Here is a 20,485-nt window from a genome sequence, read left to right on the forward strand (position 1 = left end):
AGGCTACCGTATGGAGAACTGGACAAGCCGCGTAGACCCTGTGGTCCTCTGGGCTCGGGGGCGCGTGGCCTGCTCTCCAACCAGCCAGCGGCATAGGTCACCGACCTTGCCGCGACTGGTGCCAAGCGGCGGATCGCACCCTAGAACATCGCCATCGGACCGAGATGGCGGGCGTCATGCTCCTTCAACCCGACCGCGCGCCCGATGGGCGCGCGCATTACCTGTTGCGTTCTGTTCAGTGGGTTCTTGTCCTGATATGTCTTTCGGATGGCGTGTCCGCCAAGGCCCCCCGTGTCTGCGGCACTATGGCGGGCTTGTTTGCCTAGGCAAGAGGGGGATGTCGCGTGAGACAACCGGAGTCGCCTAAGCCGCGACGTCCTCATCGTTGACGGCGGCGGTCGCGGCCGCCGTGATCCGCGCGGTTTCCCGCGTTGCCCCCTCGACGCTCCGGATTCTCTGCGCTTCGGCTTGGAAGCGCTCGCGCTGATCTGGATTGAAGTTCACCCTGTAGAGCCTGCGGTCTTCGCCGATGTTTTTCTTGTGCGTCTGCCGCTTAGAGACGAGCACGCCCGCTGCTTCGAGCTCGTGGAGTGCGCGCGTGAGGTTCGAGCGGTCGATACCCCAGTCCCGCGCCATGCGGCCGAGCGACGGCCATGCCTGCTCGTCCCGATTGAGATGAGCGCAGATCTCGATCAGCAACCGCCAAGCGGTGGCTGTGAGCTTCAAAGTGGCGACCCAGGCTGGAACACGGGCAAAGCGGTTTGGTGCCTTCGTCATTCGTGAACTCCGCTGGAGGATGTGGCCCAATATCTGGACCTCGCCGCCAGACGAGGAAGGCTTGAATCGAGCCTTTGTACACAGCGGTGTGGTTTTCCCGACCCCAATCCGCTCGATACCGGCCGAAGCAGGGCTGGAGAAGGCGCCCATCGTGCCGGTTGGGACCGTCACCGTGAAGCTGAGCGCACTTCCTACGTCCCTTGGAATCCCGAGACGCTGCGAGTGTCAACGTAGAGACACTGACGGGTTCGTCACGCTCCGGCGCGCGTTGAACCGTGGGGCACGACCTGGGTCTGGGATGCGGAGGTAGAGCGGCGTCGGCGTGCTAGTGGCAACAGGGAAGCCGGCAACCCCTGCGCGTCAAGCGCATGGCTGATCTGCGCTGGTTAGTGTTGCTTGGGATGGGGTTGAGCCAAATCCGACCGTGGCGGCGCGCGGTGCCTGCCCTGGTCCTGATGACCGGCAACAACGAGTAGGAAAGCCCCGTTCAGCATGCACCTCCTGATTCCGATTGTCGTGACGTACCTCGTTTACGGCGCGCCCACCCGCTCGGCTCTCCAGTACCCCGTCGCCGCGGCCGACACCCTGTTCAACAACGCGGCGTGAGCATCGCCATGAAGCCGACACATGCCCACCATCTCTGCGATGCCCTGCTTCAGGCGTCGAAGCGAATGATCAACGCCTCTAAGTTGAACGATCAGTACTTCCTGCTCGAGAGCACGGTCCTAGGCTACACCTTTTGGGAAAGGCCGCTGTACGTGCTGCAGGATGACCTCGGCGCCTGTTGGGACCCCGCGCTTTTTGAGACGGCGATGGAGATGCAGAAGGTTGGCCAGTTGCGGCTGCCCTATCCTTCGATGCTCATCGAAGTCGCCGAGTCCGACTTGGCCGATCGGTCTGCCGGTGAGGCGGACATCATCTACATCATCCATGCAACGCAGGCGTCCGAAACGGGGGACATCAGATTTACCGTTTACACGGCCACCACCGACGAACTCGACAAGTGGGTCGGTGGCTTCGGCGCAGGTGAGATGAAGATGGGCGAGCAGGATGTTGAACTCTGGGGGCCGCCGAATGACGCGCCCAAGAGCGACGCCTGTTATCGCTTGCTGTCAATCGCTGCCCGCTTCTTGGCTGTGCTGCTGGCCGCGATCAACTCACCGGCCATCGAGCGGGAGCGCGTCGCGGCACCCCGAGCAATCAACAAGGCGCGGATGATGCGCGGTGAAGCTCCCATCCAAACCTACGAGGCGGTACGGCTGCGGCTGCCCAAGACGGTGGTGGAGCGAACTGTCAGAGATGGTGATGAACTGACCGGTACTGACGGGCGGGTGCACCGGACGCCGAAGCCCCACTGGCGCCGCGGACACCTGCGTCATTACCGGTCTGGCAAGGTCACGGCGATCTCCGCCACCACGGTTGCTTGGTCGGGTGAGGGCGAGCCGCCGGCTCCGGTTGTCCAAGTGACCGTTGGGAGCAACAGGCGCGCTGGCAGGATGAACTGACAGGGGCGCAGCCGCGCTGTCGGAAGGCCTGCCGCTGATGGTCCTCAATGGGTGGGCCGGTGTGGCGCCAGCGGTGTGCCGTACCCAGCCGCCGCCCGCTGCGACGGCTGGCCCTGCGGGCCGCCGCAGCGGGCGGCGGCACGACAGAGGACCCCCCATGATTCACATCGTTCGCAGTGCCCAGCAACTGATTGGCCTAATCGAGGAGGACGCGGTGATCACGGTGCTGCAGCCGGACACCGCGTACTTGACAAACCGCCTATGCCGGGAGTTGCGCGACGCGGTGCACGCCTGGTCGCAGGGCGATCGATCGCCCGCCGCGCGCCAGCAGATCGAGGATCTGGTCTCGGTGCTGGGTTCGATGAACCTGCAGGTGGCCATCGGGGCCACGGACATTTTCGACTTCGTGCACGATCTGGACGCGGCGCAGCGGGACGGACTGGCTCTGCTGCCCGGTTGCGATCGGCCGGTGCTGCGCTTGGCGCTCCAGCCCAAGACCGCCACTGCGGCTTGGTTCTGAGCATAAGGGCATGTCAGCATGATCTGGACCGAGACCAGCAGTTGCGGTGGCTTGTTTTCCGGCGAGAGCGCGCAAACCGGCCCATGGGCGCTCTGCATTTGGCAGTCATGGCGGGGCTGGGGATGGCGTGTGTCGGCCCCCAGGAGGCTCCCGGCTGATGGGATGGAGAACTCCCCGGCGGCGGCGCGCGCTGCCGCGGCCGCTGCCGTCCTCGCACGGGCGGCCGAGGGCGATCTGACCGCGCACGAGCGCGCGGCGCTGGCCGTCACTGCTCTGCAACCGGACTGACGTCCAGCGTCCGCCGACGGTGACAGGGCCTCCATGGGCCTGATACACGGCAGTGTGTACCGCTGGGGTGTGCTGCGGTTCGACGGTGCGAACGGAAAAGCCGGCTCCTTGCGCGGCGGCGCGGGCGCCACTGCTTGGTAGGCTTGTGGGAAGAGACGAATGTCCATCGCCGGATGGCGCATGACGATCCGCTTCAGGGCACCGCCGGGGGCCGTTTGGGTGTGGTTCGACGGTCCAGTTATCCGTTGATGCCCGTGTCGTCTGCGTTGGATGCGCATGCACGGTATCACAGCGCCTTCCTGTCGCGGCCCGTCAAGCGATGCGGCGTCACCGCATCCCGATTCGCCGGGAACGGAGAAGTCGATCATCGTCCACAATTAGCCCGCGGCGCCCACCGATGACATCCGTGGGGAACAAAAAGCCAACTCGCATACCGTCGTATGGTGGTTGTCGCGGCAACGGTGTTCGGCACCGGCTGGTGGCAAATTTGGAATAAATTGTTAAGAATTCGATGATGCCATCGTCTCTATGGCTGGAGATTGGAGGCGTCGCGGTGACGGCATTCAAGCTTGCATTGGAGATCGCCCAGGAATGCGTGCAACGCGCGCCCGTGATCGTGCTCGGCAGCGGCGCGTCGGCCGCGCACCGCCTCCCAGGCATGCCCCAGCTGCGTGACCATCTCGTGGCCAGTACGTTGCCGGTCGGTCTTGAAGCGCGCGAACGCGATCTCTGGCAGGATTTTCTAAATGCAGCGGCGACCCTCGATCTTGAGGAGGCGCTGACTGCAGTGGCGCTGACGGAAACGCTCACCGCCCACGTTGTCGCCGCGACCTGGGATCTGCTGGCGCCGGCGGACATGGCGGTGTTCGACCAAGTGGTGCGCAACCGTCACCATTTGCCGCTGACGCGGCTGTTCCAACACCTTCTGAAGAGCACCCACAACGAAATCAACGTGGTCACACCCAACTACGACCGGCTCGCCGAGTACGCCGCCGACGCTGGCGCCCTATGTCATCACACCGGTTTCGGTCACGGATACCTGCGGCTGCGCCAAACGGACCACCCACTGAAATTCAAGCAGAACAATCGCCCGGTGCGCACCGTCAACGTCTGGAAGGTACATGGGTCGCTCGACTGGTTCCGTGACCCTCAAGGCACCACCGTTGGATTGCCGATCCTGCCGAGCCGGCCAGCCGGCATGACGCCGGTCATCGTGACGCCCGGTGTCGAAAAGTACCGGATCACGCACGATGAGCCGTTCCGCACCATCCTGGCGGGTGCGGACACCGCACTCGCGACGGCGCAGGCGTACCTTTGCATCGGCTACGGGTTCAACGACACGCACATTCAGCCGAAGCTGGTGGAGCGCTGCCGGGCCCAGCCGGTGCCCTTGGTACTGATCACCAAGGCCGTGTCGCCCACGGCCAAGGACTTCCTGCTCAAGGGAGGATGCCGGCGCTTCATGGCGCTGGAGGAGAGTGGCACTGGTTCGCGCCTCTACAGCGCGGAGTACCCCAACGGCGTCGACATTCCGGATCGCCCGGTCTGGCGCCTGGACGAGTTTCTTGGGATGGTGATGTAGGGAGAGCATTGTGAGCATCTTCGACTTCAGAGACTCCGAAGCTCTCGGCAGCGTGCTGTCAGTGGACACGACCGTTGTGGTCGTCAGAGTCGCCGACATCGACCGCCTTCGGCAATTGCAGGTGAACCGCTTGGCCGTGCTGGAGAGCACGCGGCCCGGACAGCACCTGGTGGGCATCATCCAGAAGATCACGCGCAGCGCCGCCGCGCCGCGTGCCCGGAGCGAAGGCGAGATCGGCGTCGGCGCCGAAGAGGACGAGGCTGCGCCGGAACTGAACCTTGTGCGCATCGCGCTGATCGGCACCCTGGTCGACCGGCTCGGCGAGCAGCGCAACGTGTTCTTGCGCACTCTGGAGACCGTCCCTGAAATTGACGCGAACTGTTACGCCGTTGAAGGCGAGCGCCTGACCAACTTCATGCGGGTGATCGCCAGCATCGCCAGCGACGGCCAGCGCCTGTCGCTGGGCTGCTACACCCTGGACGACCGCGCGGAAGCCTTCCTGAACGGCAACAAATTCTTCCAACGGCACGCCGTCATCGTCGGCAGCACGGGCTCGGGCAAGTCTTGGACCACGGCGCGCATGCTCGAGCAGGTGGCGGCGCTGCCCAACGCGAACGCCATCGTGTTCGACATTCACGGCGAGTACCAGACGCTGCAGGCCGACGGCATTCGGCATTTCCGGATAGCCGGGCCGGGCGATCTCGACCAAGCAGCGTCGCTGGCGGAAGGCGTCCTCTACCTGCCGTACTGGCTGCTCGGCTACGAGGCGCTGGTCACCATGTTCGTCGATCGTAGCGACCAGAACGCGCCCAACCAGACCATGGTCATGCAGCGCGCCGTCACTGGCGCCAAGCGCGCCTACTTGGAACGCGGCGAGCACCAGGACATCCTCGACAACTTCACCATCGACAGTCCGGTTCCGTTCGACCTGGAGGAAGTCTTTGGCGATCTGAACAAGCTCAACACCGAAATGGTCCCTGGGGCTAAGCAGGAGAAGCAGGGGGACTACCACGGCAAGCTGAGCCGCCTCATCGCCCGCCTAGAGAACAAGCGGTCGGATCGGCGCCTTGGCTTCCTGTTCCGCCCGGGCGCCGACACAATGGCGTTCGATTGGTTGGAGCGGCTGGTATCGGCGCTGCTTGCGGGCAGCCAGGACCAAGCGGACGCCAAGGGCGGCTTGAAGATCATCGACTTCTCCGAGGTGCCCTCCGACATCCTGCCGCTCATCGTGAGCCTTGTTGCCAAGCTCGCCTTCTCCGTACAGCAGTGGACTGCGCCCGGGCGTCGGCATCCGATCGCCCTGTTCTGCGACGAGGCGCATCTCTACATTCCCGAGCGCGCGGGCGCTGGGGCGGCGGACGACATCTCTGTGGGGATCTTCGAGCGGATTGCCAAGGAGGGTCGCAAGTACGGCGTGGGGTTGGTGGTGATCAGCCAGCGGCCGTCGGAGGTCAACCGGACGGTGCTCAGCCAGTGCAACAACGTGGTGGCCATGCGTCTGACCAACGGTGAGGACCAGAGCGTGATCAAGCGCCTGTTGCCGGACAGCCTAGGTAGCTTCGGCGATCTGTTGCCGATCTTGGACACCGGTGAGGCGCTGGTGGTCGGCGATGCCAGCCTCCTGCCGAGCCGTATCCGCATCGCCAAGCCGTCCCACACGCCCAACAGCGGTACAATCGACTTCTGGGACAAATGGGCGGATGCAACGCCAGTGGGCGCCGCCGCCGAGGCGGTCAGCGGATGGCGGCGGCAGACACAAGGCGCTGCGGCGTGACCCATCCCGTCCAGCGCGGTCCAAGACCGACGCTGGGCGCGGTGGAGCGTCGCTCCAGCCCCTGGACCCTGGTAGTTTGGACAACCAAAAATGGCATTAAATCCATACCGTAGTACCAAGCGCGCTGAGGCTGCCGATTATGGCGATCTCATTTTCAAAGGAGCTGGTAAAAAGAAGTGGACGATCAGCTTTCAGCCCAATCAGCGCGGTCTCGAGGTGGCGTCATATCAGCGCACTTCAAATGACTTTAGTGATATTGCTGATGACTTGCTAGGCGCTGTCAATTCTCCGCGCCAAGGGAGCGTTGTTGGGGTGCCATCTTCGTCACGTCATGATGTGGCCACGCCATCCGTTGGACCAATCCTGCTGGTCTCTGCAGATGTTGATGCAAAGATACTTGATGTCTTTCCTGTGAATACCACAAGCGGCAGCCGTGGACTGTTCGATCCAAAGTACAAGAATGTAAAGTCGATTCGTTTTGAAGGATTGAATCTGTTTAGAGTGGAAGACATTGAGGGTGCGTTGAGAGAACTCAATGGGCTACCCATGGGATTTGTGCGTTCGCCTCAGTATGGAATGGGCATTGACTACGAATTGAGTGCAATCACGGATACTTTGGGTGGCTTAGACGTCGACAGGATTGTCGTGCGATCTGGTCATCGAAAGGGTCTGCCCAAAGTGGAGGGCCGTAGCTACATACTGGCAAAGGTGCAGTTCGACGAACTTCGGCGGGCGATCCGGCGCGTCCACGAGAAAGCACTAGACCAAGCGGGGGATGAAAAATATCGCATTTCGCACAATCATTTGCTGTCTGTTGTTGATCCGGTTGGCCATCCCGAGCAACCCCCGATTTACCGTAAGGATGGCGTAACCGCGGTGATCGCTTCTCGATCGGGCGACAGTTTGTCGGAGGCGGACCAACGCACCGTCATCGCCGCAGCGCGCTCTGCAGCGAAGCCAGCCGCCAAGAGAGAGTCGCAAGCTTTGCTTCAGTTGAGCCGGGAAATCGAGGTGGTTACCCTCGAGGGGTTGATCGAGAGGCTGAAAAAGCTCATTGAAAAAAAGACGAAGGAAAATGGCTGGCAAAAATTCTTCGAGAACAATCCTTTTGTGCTGCGTTTAGCTTTTGGATTTCCGGTTGTGCAAATGCAGGAGCAGTTTTCTGTTGGTGGTGGTAAATTCAACAAGACTGGTGAGAAAATATCGGATTTTGCTTTGAAGGCTGCTGCGACTGGAAACCTCTTGTTGGTCGAGATAAAAACTGCAGAGACTCCGTTGTTTGACAATGATCCATATCGTGGTGGGGTCTATGCACCAAGTCGCCATCTTTCTGGATCTGTAAACCAAATCCTTGATCAGCGTTTGCAGCTTCAGACGCATTTGGCAGTTTTGAAGCATAGCTCCGGTATCCATGACGTGGAGAGCTACGCCGTGCAGGGGATCGTGATTATTGGTAGAGCACCAAATGATCGTGATCAGAAGAAATCCCTAGAGCTGTTTAGGCATGGCCTGAAATCAGTTTTGGTTATCACATTCGATGAAATGCTTGCAAAACTGGAAGATCTTGTCGGATTTTTGCGGACGCCTGATGCCGAGAACTCTTCCAGCAGTATAGCAGCTAATACTTCGAATGGGACGGCTGCCGCCGCACCGGAAGCGGCGGCCATCCCGTCGACTCGTCGGCGACCAAAGGGGGCGTCTGCCTAGCCAGATGCTGCTGAGGCATTGGTGCCGGTATCCTCCATCCTCCCTTCAAGCCACATCTTCATTTCCAATCCATCCTGTACACCTACCAGCGGCACCATTGAATTCTGGGAAATGTGGACGGATGCAACGTCCGTTGCCGGCGCCGCCAAGACGGTGAACGGATGATGGCAGATGCACGGCGCCGCGTGACCGCGCCGTCACGTCCGTTGCACCATGACGGAAGCACGGCCGGTTCCGCAGATGTAGGGACAGCGCGGCTCGGACAGTGGGTGTGGCAATTTCCCTCTTCCATCCGTGGCTGTGCCCATGGCAATAGAATCGCGCGCGTGTTGGGACCGCTCCTGGTGGTGTTCCTCACGGTCGCGCCGCGCCGTCAGCCATGCCGTCCCGAATGACACGCCCGCCAAGCGCCGAGTTGACCCTGCCGAGGCCGCCGTTCCTGGCCGACCCTCTCGAACTCCGGTCTGGCCGTGCCATTCCGCCGATTCGGCTCATCCAGATCTTCTCACCCGAGGAGTGGGAGGAGCTCATCGCCGAGTGGGCCTGGACCTTGAAGTCCGACTACAGCTTGGTGACCCGGTGCGGCGGCGCCGGCGACATGGGCTGCGACGTGATCGCCTCGGTCGACGCCGACCGGCCCGACGCAGTGTGGGACAACTTCCAGTGCAAGCACTACGACCATCCGCTGGTGCCCAGCGACATCTGGGTCGAGCTCGGAAAGCTCTGCCACTACACCCACACCGGCAGCATCTCCGTACCGCGGCGGTACCGGTTCGTGGCGCCGCGCGGCGTCGGCACGAAGCTCAATCGCCTGCTCCGACAACCGGATGAGCTGAAGCGCCAGCTCATTGAGGTGTGGCCCGCGAAGTGCGAGCATGGCATCTCCGACGGCGTTGCCATTCCTTTGGTCGGCGCCCTACGGGCGCACGTCGAGGCGTTCGACTTCTCCATCGTCGGCCACGTGCCGCCGCTGCAGGTGATCGAACAGCACAGCCGCTCGCCGCACCACCTCGTTCGCTTCGGGGGCGGACTCCCGCCCCGTCCGGACGCCGAGACGCCGCCGCCGGCCATCGCCGACGCGGAGAGCCGCTACGTGCGCAAGCTCTTCGACGCCTATGCCGAGAACCAGGGGCGGCCGGTCGGCGACGTCTCCGGGCTGGTCGACCGCCACGCCGCGCACTTCCGCCGGCAACGCCAAGCGTTCTACTGCGCCGAGTCGTTGCGCGCGTTCTCACGCGACACCCTACCCGAGGGCGCGTTTGAGCGCCTGCAAAATCAAGTCTACACCGGCGTCATCGAAACGCATGAGGCGCCCCACCCGAACGGCTTGGCCCGTTTGCGCGAAACGGTGCGCCACACGACGACGCTGCAGCTGACGAGTTCGCCTCTGCTCGGGCGCACGGAGCCGATCGATCTGCATGGCATCTGCCATCAGCTCGCCAACGAGGACCGGATGACATGGGTGGGCGACGATGAGTGACGCCAAGGCGCTCAGCCCGTTCAACAGCGCGCTGGAAACCGGGGTGCGGGCCTTGGTGCTTCTGGCCGAAGCATACCCGCGGGTCGTCGATCTGCAGCGCTTGCTGATGTTCGACTATCTGGTGGTGCACACGGGCGACGCCGAAGGCCCCGAGAGCCTGCATCCCGATCTGCCGCTGCGCAACGGGGAGCTGCTGGTCCGCCGCCATCTGGTCGAGCGTGGCGTTCTCCTGATGGTGAGCCGCCGCCTCGTCGATCGGCTGGCGGCCGACAGCGGCATCGGCTACGTGGCTGCGGAAGGCGCCGAGCCGTATCTGGACCAGCTGCGGGCGCCCTACACGCGGCGGCTTCGCGAACGCGCGGCGTGGGTCATCACGCGCTTCGCGGATCATAACGACGCGTCCTTGAAGCGGTTCTTCGATGCCAACTTCGAACGCTGGACGCGCGAGTTCCAATCCGTCCAGACCCCGGGGGGCGTGCCGTGAGTGGCCACCATGGTTTCCAGTTCCGCGAGTTGCGCGTCGAGGGGCCCGGCGTGGAGCCCGCCACGCTTCCCTTCGGCCCTGGTCTCAACGTGTTGTCGGGCGCGTCGGACACCGGCAAATCCTACGCGGTCGATTGCTTCAACTTCGTGCTGGGCGGCAAGCATCCGCCGCGGCCGGTGCCCGAGAGCCAGGGCTACGACCGGGTCAGCGTGACGATCGAGGCCGCCGACGGCACGCGCTACCGGATCGAGCGGCCGCTCGCCGGCGGCGATCTGCGCCTGTTCGATCTCAGCCGGGGCGACGAGGGCTTGGCGCTGGGCGCGCGTCATGCCGACGGCGAGGACACCGTGTCGGGGTTCCTTCTGCGGCTGTCCGGGCTGTCCGGACGACGCGTGCGCAAGAACGCTCTGAACAAGACGCAGAGCCTCAGCTTCCGCAACCTCGTCCATCTGCTTCTGGTCGATGAGGAGGCGATCATCCGCAAGGGATCGCCTCTGCACAGCGGTGAATCCACCCAGAAGACGGCAGAGGCCAGTGTGTTCCGCCTGCTGCTCACCGGACACGACGACAGCGGGCTGGTGGAGAGTAAGAAGCCGGTCATCGCGCGCGCGGAGTTGGACGCGCAGGACGCGCTGCTTGAGCAGCTCATCGGCGAATTTGAGGCGGACTTGGCCCGCCTGACCGACCGGCCGGAGGACCTGGGCGAGCAACTGGACCGACTGGACCGCGCGGTGGCCGAGGGGGAGGAGGCGTTGCATTCGCTGAGGCGCGACTACGTCGAACAAGACGAGAGGCGCCGCGAAGTCTGGACCCGCCTGAGCCAGGCAACCGGACGGCAGGCCGAAGTCGAGGCGCTGCTGGAGCGTTTCGAGGTGCTCGACGCGCAGTACCGGACCGATCTCGATCGCCTCGAGGCCGTCGCGGAAGCCGGAGGGGCCTTCCTGCTGCTGGAGACCGATCGTTGCCCCCTGTGTGGAGCGGCGGCGGGAGAGCACACCCATGACGGCGTCCCCGCCGACGCCGACGTCGTGACCCTTGCGGCCGCCTGCCGCAAGGAGGCGGCGAAGATCGAGCTCTTGCGTGGCGAGCTGATCGCCACCGTTGGCGACCTGCAAGACGAGCGGCGGTCACTCGCGGAGGCCGTCCAGGAACTGCGCGCGGAGTACGCGAAGGCGGAGGCGGAGCTCGCCGAGTCCTTGGCGCCGGCGGTGGCGCAGGCACAGGTGTCCCACCGCGCTCTGATGGAGCGCCGGAGCGACGTGAAGGAAGCGATCAGCCTGCATGAACGGCTTGTCGGTCTTCGTCAGCGGCGGCTGAGCATTGAGGAGGCGCGCGGCGACGTCGGCGCCACCGCCGACGTCCGGCCGGAGATGCCGCCCGCGGCGCTGTCGGCCTTCGCCGGTCATGTGAAGACGCTTCTCGAGGCGTGGCGTTTTCCCGATGCGGACCCGGTGTGGTTCGACGAGCGCGAGCAGGATCTGGTGATCGGCAACCGTCGGCGCGGTAGCCAGGGAAAGGGCCTGCGCGCCCTATCCCACAGCGCTTTCACGTTGGGGCTGATGAACACTTGTCTGGCGGCTGGCCATCCGCACCCGGGCTTCGTCATCTTGGATTCGCCGCTCCTGAACTTCCGGCCGCCGAAAGCGGGCGAGGTGGAGGAATCAGACACCGGCGCGGAGCCCCTGGGCGAAGAGGTCAAGCAGCTGTTTTATGCGAGTTTGGCTACACTGCCGGCTGATCGGCAGGTCATCATCATTGAGAACGTCGATCCGGCGGCGGAACTGCGCGCGCACATGACCAGTGAGATCTTCACCAAGACCTCGGTGGACCGGTATGGGTTCTTCCCGCGGGGCGCGGGGGGCTTGCGGGAGAGCCTGTTGAAACGGTGACTTAATATTGCGCCAGAGGTGCACCACCATCCGCAGAACCACTAGCTACGGTGGTGGTGTGTTCGGGTGCCCATCAAGACGGGTTGGCGTGCGGAATAGGGTCCGCGCCCAGCGGCTGGTGGTCCTCCTCGACGCCTGCCACTCTGGCGGCGCGGGAGCCTCAAGGGACCTAACGACGGTCTCGTCCCGGGTTACACCGAGAAGGCGCTCAGCCGCTTGGCGACGGGTACGGGTCGGGTCATCATCGCCTCGTCGCGCGTGGACGCGGCTTCCCTCGTGTTCCCAGGGGCCAAGAACAGCCTGTTCACCCAGCATCTCGTCGACGTTCTGCGTGGCGCGGCGCGCACGCAGGGCGACGGGGTGATCCGCGTTTTCGACGTCTTCAGCCACGTCGGTCCGAAGGTCGGCAGCGACTCCAACGGCCGTCAGCACCCGGTCAAGGTGAGCCATATGGAGGACAACTTCCCCGTCGCCCTCGACCGCGGCGGGGCGAAGTCCGCCACGCCCGCTCCGGCGCCGCACGCACCTGCCGACGACTGGAAGCGGATTGAGGACATCCTGGTCGACCTCTATCCGGCCAGTCCGCAGGACCAGGAGATCTGAGCGCGCGCCGGAGGCGAAGTATCGCGCCTGTGCCTGACCGGCCGGGGCCGGGTAGACTGGTTCGCCGCGCTCCGGACCCTGCGCCAGGGCGGCGGCGGCGCGCGCATCTCGGCGGACGCGCTTATCCGCGCCGGCCTCGACGATTTCCCCCACCATAGGGATCTGCAGGGCCTGCTCGGCGCCCTGTGAGCCAAGGCCGCTGGCGTCCGGTCTTGGCTCACACGCCAGCGCAGCGAGATGGTCGCCTTCATCAATGGCGAGAGGGGGGCTGCTGCCCCTCCGTCCCGCGAAGACCGACCAGTACGGCGCCGGCGAGGAGGTCTGCCTTTGCGGCTTCGCCCGCTTTAAGGCCGCGCCAACGGTGACTACCCATCCAGATCGCTGAAGGAGCGCGTCTATGCCGATTCAGGAGGGAGACGGCTCCAGCAACTGCTGCGCCTGCCTATGGTAGCTGGGGGCAGGCGCGCTACTAGCGCGCTCGTGACGAACAGCGCTGGACGTCTCCTCCTCGATCCACACTCGGTCGCCCACGTGAACGGTCATCGACCCGACTCGGTAGGTCCTATACTGAACCGCGGACCTCGGCTGGATGTGGTCCAAAGTGATGCCATCAAGATCAAGCCCAATGACCGCTCGTACGAGCCCCACGTACATTTCCCGCGATCCATAAATCCCAGCAACAGTGCTGTCTTCATGTCCCATCAGCAGGTTCTGTTGATCGTCTCGTAGCTCGCTGCGTCGCAGCGTGTTCTTGTAGCTGTGGCGCAAGGAGTAGAGTGCATGGCGCCGCGACTTGACGCCGATCCGCTTCAGATACCCACCGTCACGATTGAATACCTTCGAGGACGTCATTGAGTATGTTCCGTCACAGCCCGGCTTCCAATCACTGAAGATCCGGGCTTCTCCCTTGTTCCTCTGCCGATCAATGTGCTCCAGGAAGCCGAGGCGAAGCAGTTCGGGATGGATCGGCAGCGTCCGCTCACCGGCGGCGGACTTCACGCGTTTCCCAGGGCTGTCGTCGTCATCCTCATCGCCTGCGACATCGGTCGTGACGCGCAGACACGGCCATCCGAACGCATACGTAACGTCGCCCACCTCCGCCTGCCCCAGTTCGTTGGGGCGGAGCCCCATGAGGAACATGACCAGGGGCAACCAGAAGCGCCAGCCAGCTTCAAGATGGTCACCCTCAAGAAACAGCCGCTTCGCGGACTTGGTGCCGGTGAACAGCGGTGAGGTGAACAGCGTCACCAGCGCTTCATGGGCAAAGGGCAGACGCTTGTCGGCCTTGTGCTCCTTGCTTTTGCTGCCTGTTGTCGCGGCTCGTACGTTGGCGGCGACGTTGATCCTGTTGGGCGTGGCCCTGTTTCCAGCGGCGTAACCGAAGATCTGGCGCAGCGGAGACAGGTAATTCGAGTTGATGGTTTTGGTCGACATCGGGGGCAACGGCTTCGGCTGGCCGGAGTCGATCCGGTGTGCATCGCAGCGGTGCCGGTTCTCCTCGGCGGCTTCGTGGATGGAAATGAACTTGTGCTGCGTGTTGAACCGAGCGGGAGTGTTGAGCAGGGTATCCTTGAGCTGCAGGATGTCCTCCTCGGTGTACTGCCACACGGGCTTACGGTCGACGACGTCGATCAGGGCGCGCGCAGCCGCGCGGTACTTCCCGGCCATCTTGTCGGCAAGGCGCTTCTCCGCGATAGCCGCTTCGGCGATCGCTTCAACGTCAAGCTCCGCCTTCGGCCCGAGCCCGGCAGGGCGCCCGGCGCTCGGTGTCGGCGCGCAAGACACCTCGGGCGCCGCGGACGGCATGGCGACCGGGATGGCAGGCTTCTGGAAAAGGGGATCGTTGGGCTCGCCCCAGTAGACACCCTGGTCGCGTTCGACCGCGCGCTGCAGCGCCTCGACCTCCGCGCGAAGCAGATGCTCGCAAAGGACGGCGAGCTGCCGCGAGCCGTCCTCCGTGGCGCCGCCGAGATCGGCAAGGATGGTCTTGGCCCGCGGCAGAATGTCGCGGTGGTCGCCGTAGGCGAGTTGGCGGCGCGTGCGATCGAGACGAGCTGCATGATTGATCGGGTAGGCGGGGGCATCGTCGACGGCATGAGCACGGCCGAAGGCGAACCGCGCGTCGCGGTCCTCCTCCAGTCGCAGCGCGTAGAACGCGCGTGCCATCGCCTCGATGTCGTCCCGTCCCAGCATCGGGTCCTGTCGGATCGTGTCGAACAGCGACAGGGCCATCTGAACCAGTCGCAGGCTCCGGCGCCGGGCGATCGCCTCGTCGGTGGTGCCCAAGCTGCGCTTGAGCTCTGTCCGACCGAGGCGCTCGCGAACGTCACGCGGGACCCGAATTCGTATCTGGAACTTTTTTCCGATTCTCATAACGTACGGCACACGCATGATCGAATGGCCCCGTCCTGGCGCCGCCGTCACTCGCCCCTTGCTTGCAGGCGTGTGACCAGCGCTGTGTACCAGTCCGGGACTCCGGGCGTGGCGGTCGCTGGAAAAGCCAACGGGCGCGACGCGTTAGGGCGAACATGGCAGAGGGTCCCTCTCCCTCCGCCACGAATTCAGGCCAGAGCGTTGATTTTCTCAGAAAATCCGCTCTGGCCTTTTTCTTTTCCATACAGTTTTCCTTACTACCGTTTCTTTGACCGGACACACCGGGCGTAGCGCGCCAACTCCGTGGCTGGCGGCAGTATTACGCCCGAATGTCGTGGGCGGATGCGTCAACGATGCAGTTGCGGTCTTGCCGGATAATCCAATTGCCGCCGGAACAACCAACACGGCTCGGATTCGAACGAATTAATCCGTATGTGTTTCCACTTGCAACAAAACCCTACTTTCGGTTTTATGGATCTATGGTTTAGATGTGCTGTCGAGGTTCGCGTGCGTGGACACATTGGATTGGCTGCGGCCATTCTTGCTGCTGGTGTGCTGTCCGCATGCCAGACAATGAATGATGTGGCGAAAACGGTCGGCAAGCCGCCGGAGAAAGCGCTTGAAATGCGCGCGCTCCAGACGCGCCGTTTCGACAGCGAGAACGAGAAGCTTCTGCTCGAGGCGGGAACCCAGACCCTTCAGGATCTCGGCTTCACCATCTCCGAGGCGTCGAGCGATGTCGGCGTGGTGGTGGCATCCAAGCAGCGGAATGCGGAAGAGGGCGGTCAGGTCGCGGCACAGATCGGCCTGACGATCGCAATGGCTCTCCTTGGCGTGGCAAACAATCCCACCTGGGACCAGGAGCAGACCATTCGGGTGACGTTTATCGCCAACCCGGTGTCGGGCGGCCGCCAGACCGAAGTGCGCACCACTTTCGACCGAATACTCATCAACAATCATGGACACGCCTGGAAGGCGGAGTTGCTGATGGAACCGCAACTCTACCAGGAGTTCTTTGAAAAGCTCTCCGCCAGCGCGTTCCTTGAGGCTCACAAGATATGACACTGAGCAAGAGCATCCGCTTTGCGATCTTCGGCGCTTTGGCGCTGACCGTCGCAGGTTGCCAGACCAACAATCAGTCGCAGGTCGTCCTCAGCAAGAAGAGCCCCGTCGAGCTGAGGGCCATGCAGGCGCGTGCCTTCGAAACCTCCGATCGGAACAAGACTCTGCGAACGGTGATCGCCACGTTCCAGGATCTTGGCTATGGGATCGACAAGGTCGAACCGGCTGCCGGAACGGTTTCGGCAACCAAGCTGGCCAAGCTCCGCATGACCGCCACGGTTTATCCGCGCGGTCCTTCGCGCATGATCGTGCGCTCCAATGCCTTGGTCATGAATCCTGGGATGGAAAGTCAGGTGGACGATCCGGCATTTTACAAGGACTTGTTCTTTGAACCTTTGTCCAAGGCAATGTTCCTGACGGCCCTGGACCTGGGAAGTGAAGAGGATGTTCCGCCGGTTCCGGACGCTGCATCGAAGACGACTGCCAAGCCGTAATCCTATTCAGATCGAGGTCTTTCCATGTTCTTCAAGAATTTCTCATTGGCCGCGATGGGGCTTGCCTCGGTGCTGCTCGCCGGTTGCCAGACGGCGGGAGAGCATGCTGCGGCCGTCCGTCAGGCACAGGATGCGGACCGCCTGACCGTCGGTAAGGTGCAGCGCGAGATCCGCATCGGCATGACGAGTGCCGAAGTCGTGGAGGTGCTTGGTTCGCCCAACATGGTGACGACGGATGACCGTCGGCGCGAGAACTGGGTCTATGACAAGATCTCGACGGAAACGGCCTACTCTTCCAGCAGCGGCGGCGTGAACGCATTGATCCTGGGCGGCGGTCCGATCGGCGCCGGCATTGGCGGCGCCTTGGGCGGCGCCGGCGTCAGCGGCTCCGCTGGCGCGCGCAGCACCTCACAGCGGACGTTGACCGTGATCGTCAAGTTCGACGAGGGCAGCCGGGTCCGCGATTTCTCGTACCGCTCCAGCAGCTTCTGACGGGAGTTGCAGCATGAAATGCCGGGTTGTCGTATCCGCCCTGATCCTGACGGCGTTGGTGGGCTGCCAGCAGACTCCGGGAGCGCAGCAGCAGGCCGCTGCGCTCACCCTGGCGGCTGAAAGCCTTGGGCAGCGTCAGATGCAAACCCGGCGTTTCGACACGAACGATGAACAAGCGATCCTCGCGGCATCCGCCGGCGTATTGCAGGACCTGGGATTTACCACCGAGGAGACCAACCTCAAGGCTGGGCTGATCGTCGCTTCCAAGGACCGCGATGCAGTCGAATCGGGGCAGGTTGCCGGACAGGTCTTTTTTGCTCTCCTGGTCGCGGCCATGGGAGGACGTGCCGATCCGGTGTGGGACGCCAATCAGAAAATCAGGATCTCCATCGTCACGCGCCCTACGGCCGATCGGAGCGGCATCATCGTCCGCGCGACATTCCAGCGCGTGATCTGGAACACGAAGAACCAAGTCTCGCGCGTCGAGACGATCGACAAGCCTGAAATCCATCAGCAGTTCTTCGAAAAGCTTTCACAATCCGTTTTTCTTGAGGCGCACCAGATATGAGCATGCCCGATTGCCGCACTCTGTCGGTCCGCGGCTGGGCCATGGCGCTCGCCCTGGCATTTCTTCCGCTCGGCGGGTGTCAAACGGATTCCAAGCAACAGGTGATGGCTGTCGACAAGAGCCAGGTCGAATTGCGTGCGATCCAGACGCGTGCATTCGATACCAGTGACCGCAACCTGACGATCCGCACCGTCATCAGCAGTCTTCAGGATCTGGGCTTCGTCATCGATAAAGCCGATGAGCAGTTGGGGATCATCAGCGGAACCAAGCTGTCCGGCTATGCCATGCGCATGACGGTTACCGTTCGCCCGCGTGGTAAGGCCCAAATGTCGGTGCGCGCGAGCGCGCAATACAATCTGGTCGCGGTGTCGGATGCGGAGCCTTACCAGCAGTTCTTTGCTGCCCTTTCGAAGGCAATGTTCCTGACCGCCAACGAAGTCGACTGAGGCCTTCCTCACGCCATGGATAGGCCCGCCCTGCATCCGGCGATTGCCGGTGCGGGGCGCGGGCTGTCAGTCGTTTCCGGTGCCCGGAACGGAAGGGACGACGTCCCTGGCTGCGACCGCGACACGCGGCGCTCCCGGATGGGGCGCCGCGTGTTGGCGGTCAGCCAATCTGATGGGCGCTGACCGTATAGCCGGCCAGATCCGTCCCGCTTCCGGCCATCAGCGCGTTCACCGTGAGGTAATGGGTACCTGACCGCGTCGCGGTGTAGAGCAGGCTGTCGTTGCCCCAGGTGTAGTTCCAGAAATCGACGCTGGTGCCGCCGGACACGGCATTGCCCTGCTGATCGCGCAGGATCAGGCCGGCGCCGTCACCGTTCCTCTTGAGGTCGAATTCATAGGTCTGGCCGGCCTGGAGCGACACCGCGAACCAGTCGCTGTCCCCGTTCAAGGCACCGCCGGTCGGGCGGTAATCGATGTGCCCCGTGGCGCTGCCGCCGACCGCCAGTCCCGCGGTCGTGCTCGCGTCGTTGGCGATGTCGTCGACCATGCCGTTGTCGGTGGCCTTGAGGGAGTAAGGGCCGACGTCGTTGCCCGACAGTTTGATGCGGTAGGTTTCGGTCTTGTTGGCCGTATAGCTGTAGAAGCGATGGCCGTCCCTGGAGGTGTAATAGGAGATGCCGGCGCTGTCGTCCGCCGGTCCCAGCCAGCCGTCATTGCCGAGCGCGTCGTTGATCGCCAGGTTGAACGCCTGACCCGGCGTGGTCACGTCGAATGTGTAGCTGTGGCCCTGCTGCAGGGACAAGGCGATGTAATCCTCATCCCACGTCTGGTTGATGGCGCCCATGATCGTCTCGCCGACCGACATCCGACCGGCCGTGCCCGGCGAGTCGCCGAATTCGTCGGAAAATGCGGAATCGGTCGCCACCTTCTGCGCCCAGACCGTGTAGGGAACCGCACTCCTGGCGCCGGGCCCGAGCACGAAATCATGTTCCAGATAATAGGTACCGGTGGTCGCCACCGTGATTTCCGGCGTGGATGTCATGCTCTCCCCGCCCGGCATGTAGGACCGCGTGGTCATCCGATAGCCCGCGGCGTCATAGAGCCTGAGCGTCGGACGCGAGCCGCCGGTGCCGACGCTGGTGCCGAACCGGTACACCGATCCGCGCTCCAGCGTCACGGCGAACCAATCCTTATCGAAATCCTTCTCCGCCAAGCCGCTGGCGGTGCCGCCGACCGTAAGCCGCCCCGTGGTCCAGATGTTGTCGGAGAAATCATCCGACAGCGTGACCGGGGTGGTGGTGGTGATCGTCGTCGTGTTCGTGACGTCACCGCCGGTCATGGCGATCGAATAGCGTCCGGTGCTGAAACCGCTCACCGCCGCGTAGACGGAGCCGCTCGTGTTGGGCGTGTAGGTGATTGTGTGGACGCCATCGCCGTTGGGGTCGCTGTCGTTCGCCAGGATGGTGCCGCGCTCGTCGATGAGCGCGAAGTCGTGGGTTCCCTTGCCGGGAAAGGTCACGGACAGCGTGTAGGTCGTGCCGGCATTGAGCGTCGTCTTGAACCAATCGACGTCATAGGCCCGCTCGATCATGCCGGTGGCGGCGGTCCCGCTGCTGACGCGGCCAATCGTCGTGGTGTTCTCGGCATAGTCGTCGATGGGGATCGTCCGTCCCTCGCGGAAGCCGTTCTGGATATAGTGGCGTTGCGCGGCGGTCATGTCGGTGCCGAAGGCCGCCCGCAGGTCGGCGTTCGCGGACAGATAGCCGGCGGTGTTGAAATAGGTGTTGCGGCCCTCGCGCAGGCCGAATTCGATGTAGTGCCGCGTCGCGGCGGCGGTGTCGGTGCCGAAGGCGGCAAGAAGGTCGGGGTTGGCGGCCACGTAGCTCAAGGCATCGAATGTGGTCGTCCGCCCCTCCTTGAGGCCGAATTCGATGTAATGCCGCGTGGCGGCGACGGTGTCGGTGCCGAAGGCGGCCGGCAGGTCGGGATTGGCGGCCTCGTAGCTCAGGGCGTCGAATGTGGTCGAGCGGCCTTCGGCGATCCCGTGGGTGGAGTAGTGCTGCGCGGCTGCGGTGGTGTCGACGCCGAAGGCCCGGATCAGGTCGGGGTTCGCGGCGAGGTAGCTCAGCGCGTCGAAACCCGCTTGGTTGCTGGGAGTTGACGTCATGGTGCGCCCCGTTCTTGCCGGTGGTATTGGATTTTATAAAAATACCAAAAGGTACTGGATGGCTATCTGATACACGTATTTATGGTATGCGATAGATATGATCGCCTGAAAAGGTGCTTTCTTGCCGCGGCTTTGTGCAAATGATGCGTGGATAGCGCAGGCTCTACCCAGGGCATGCAGGGCGCCCAAAGAGAAAAGCCCGCCCTGCATCCGGCGATTGCCGGTGCGGGGCGGGCTGTCAGTCGTTTCCGGTGCCTGGAACGGAAGGGGCGGC

At 63.4% G+C, this 20,485-nt stretch carries 17 protein-coding genes; 14 read left to right on the forward strand and 3 right to left on the reverse strand.

All coding sequences use genetic code 11. The annotated features are described in order from the left end of the window. Window positions 1–363: 363 nt before the first annotated feature. Window positions 364–777: a helix-turn-helix domain-containing protein gene (locus PWS46_RS00245; protein WP_434616481.1), complete on the reverse strand. Its 414-nt coding sequence runs from the start codon at window positions 775–777 to the stop codon at window positions 364–366. A 602-nt stretch (window positions 778–1,379) separates the two neighbouring features. Between PWS46_RS00245 and PWS46_RS00250 the strand changes: the two genes are divergently transcribed. From PWS46_RS00250 to PWS46_RS00290, 9 genes are all read left to right on the forward strand, one after another. Continuing rightward, the gene (locus tag PWS46_RS00250) at window positions 1,380–2,282 is read left to right on the forward strand and encodes a hypothetical protein (protein ID WP_434616483.1); all 903 of its coding nucleotides are present in this window, start codon (window positions 1,380–1,382) and stop codon (window positions 2,280–2,282) included. A 157-nt stretch (window positions 2,283–2,439) separates the two neighbouring features. After that, window positions 2,440–2,802 (forward strand): hypothetical protein, encoded by a 363-nt coding sequence (locus tag PWS46_RS00255; RefSeq protein ID WP_434616485.1) that lies wholly within the window; start codon window positions 2,440–2,442, stop codon window positions 2,800–2,802. An 841-nt stretch (window positions 2,803–3,643) separates the two neighbouring features. Further along, window positions 3,644–4,672 (forward strand): SIR2 family protein, encoded by a 1,029-nt coding sequence (locus PWS46_RS00260; protein WP_211099679.1) that lies wholly within the window; start codon window positions 3,644–3,646, stop codon window positions 4,670–4,672. A 10-nt stretch (window positions 4,673–4,682) separates the two neighbouring features. Further along, a complete protein-coding gene (locus PWS46_RS00265; RefSeq protein WP_434616488.1) occupies window positions 4,683–6,446 on the forward strand; it encodes an ATP-binding protein in 1,764 nt (587 codons plus the stop codon). Window positions 6,447–6,536: 90 nt separating this feature from the next. Then, entirely contained in the window at window positions 6,537–8,153 is a 1,617-nt protein-coding gene (locus PWS46_RS00270; protein ID WP_434616491.1) for a Shedu immune nuclease family protein, read from the forward strand. A 415-nt stretch (window positions 8,154–8,568) separates the two neighbouring features. Next, window positions 8,569–9,633: an ABC-three component system protein gene (locus tag PWS46_RS00275; protein ID WP_434616494.1), complete on the forward strand. Its 1,065-nt coding sequence runs from the start codon at window positions 8,569–8,571 to the stop codon at window positions 9,631–9,633. Beyond that, window positions 9,626–10,117, forward strand: a complete 492-nt coding sequence (locus PWS46_RS00280; protein ID WP_085555898.1) for an ABC-three component system middle component 2 — start codon at window positions 9,626–9,628, stop codon at window positions 10,115–10,117. Before PWS46_RS00275 ends, PWS46_RS00280 begins: the two co-directional genes overlap by 8 nt. Beyond that, window positions 10,114–12,006 (forward strand): AAA family ATPase, encoded by a 1,893-nt coding sequence (locus PWS46_RS00285; RefSeq protein ID WP_434616498.1) that lies wholly within the window; start codon window positions 10,114–10,116, stop codon window positions 12,004–12,006. The genes PWS46_RS00280 and PWS46_RS00285 overlap by 4 nt, the downstream gene beginning before the upstream one ends. Before the next feature lie 216 nt (window positions 12,007–12,222). Continuing rightward, window positions 12,223–12,609: a hypothetical protein gene (locus PWS46_RS00290; protein WP_434616501.1), complete on the forward strand. Its 387-nt coding sequence runs from the start codon at window positions 12,223–12,225 to the stop codon at window positions 12,607–12,609. A gap of 405 nt (window positions 12,610–13,014) precedes the next feature. Here PWS46_RS00290 and PWS46_RS00295 read toward each other — a convergent pair whose 3' ends face one another. Beyond that, complete coding sequence (locus tag PWS46_RS00295) at window positions 13,015–15,000, reverse strand: DUF6538 domain-containing protein (protein WP_434616504.1); 1,986 nt, start codon at window positions 14,998–15,000, stop codon at window positions 13,015–13,017. A gap of 507 nt (window positions 15,001–15,507) precedes the next feature. On the opposite strand from PWS46_RS00295, the gene PWS46_RS00300 reads away from it, so the two are divergent. From PWS46_RS00300 to PWS46_RS00320, 5 genes are read left to right on the forward strand one after another with little or no spacing between them, the layout of a single operon-like run. Continuing rightward, window positions 15,508–16,044 (forward strand): hypothetical protein, encoded by a 537-nt coding sequence (locus PWS46_RS00300; RefSeq protein ID WP_434616507.1) that lies wholly within the window; start codon window positions 15,508–15,510, stop codon window positions 16,042–16,044. Continuing rightward, window positions 16,041–16,538, forward strand: coding sequence for a hypothetical protein (locus tag PWS46_RS00305; RefSeq protein ID WP_434616510.1), 498 nt, complete (start codon window positions 16,041–16,043; stop codon window positions 16,536–16,538). The genes PWS46_RS00300 and PWS46_RS00305 overlap by 4 nt, the downstream gene beginning before the upstream one ends. Window positions 16,539–16,562: 24 nt before the next feature. Next, on the forward strand, window positions 16,563–17,030 hold the full coding sequence (locus tag PWS46_RS00310) for a hypothetical protein (RefSeq protein ID WP_434616513.1): 468 nt from the start codon (window positions 16,563–16,565) through the stop codon (window positions 17,028–17,030). 13 nt (window positions 17,031–17,043) lie between these two features. After that, complete coding sequence (locus PWS46_RS00315) at window positions 17,044–17,598, forward strand: hypothetical protein (RefSeq protein WP_434616516.1); 555 nt, start codon at window positions 17,044–17,046, stop codon at window positions 17,596–17,598. Beyond that, window positions 17,595–18,044, forward strand: a complete 450-nt coding sequence (locus PWS46_RS00320; protein WP_434616518.1) for a hypothetical protein — start codon at window positions 17,595–17,597, stop codon at window positions 18,042–18,044. The genes PWS46_RS00315 and PWS46_RS00320 overlap by 4 nt, the downstream gene beginning before the upstream one ends. Window positions 18,045–18,204: 160 nt before the next feature. Here the strand turns inward: PWS46_RS00320 and PWS46_RS00325 are convergent, their stop codons facing one another. After that, window positions 18,205–20,211, reverse strand: coding sequence for a PPC domain-containing protein (locus PWS46_RS00325; protein ID WP_434616521.1), 2,007 nt, complete (start codon window positions 20,209–20,211; stop codon window positions 18,205–18,207). Window positions 20,212–20,485 lie beyond the last annotated feature (274 nt).

The organism is Azospirillum sp. B2RO_4 (assembly GCF_051124815.1).
GTDB lineage: Bacteria > Pseudomonadota > Alphaproteobacteria > Azospirillales > Azospirillaceae > Azospirillum.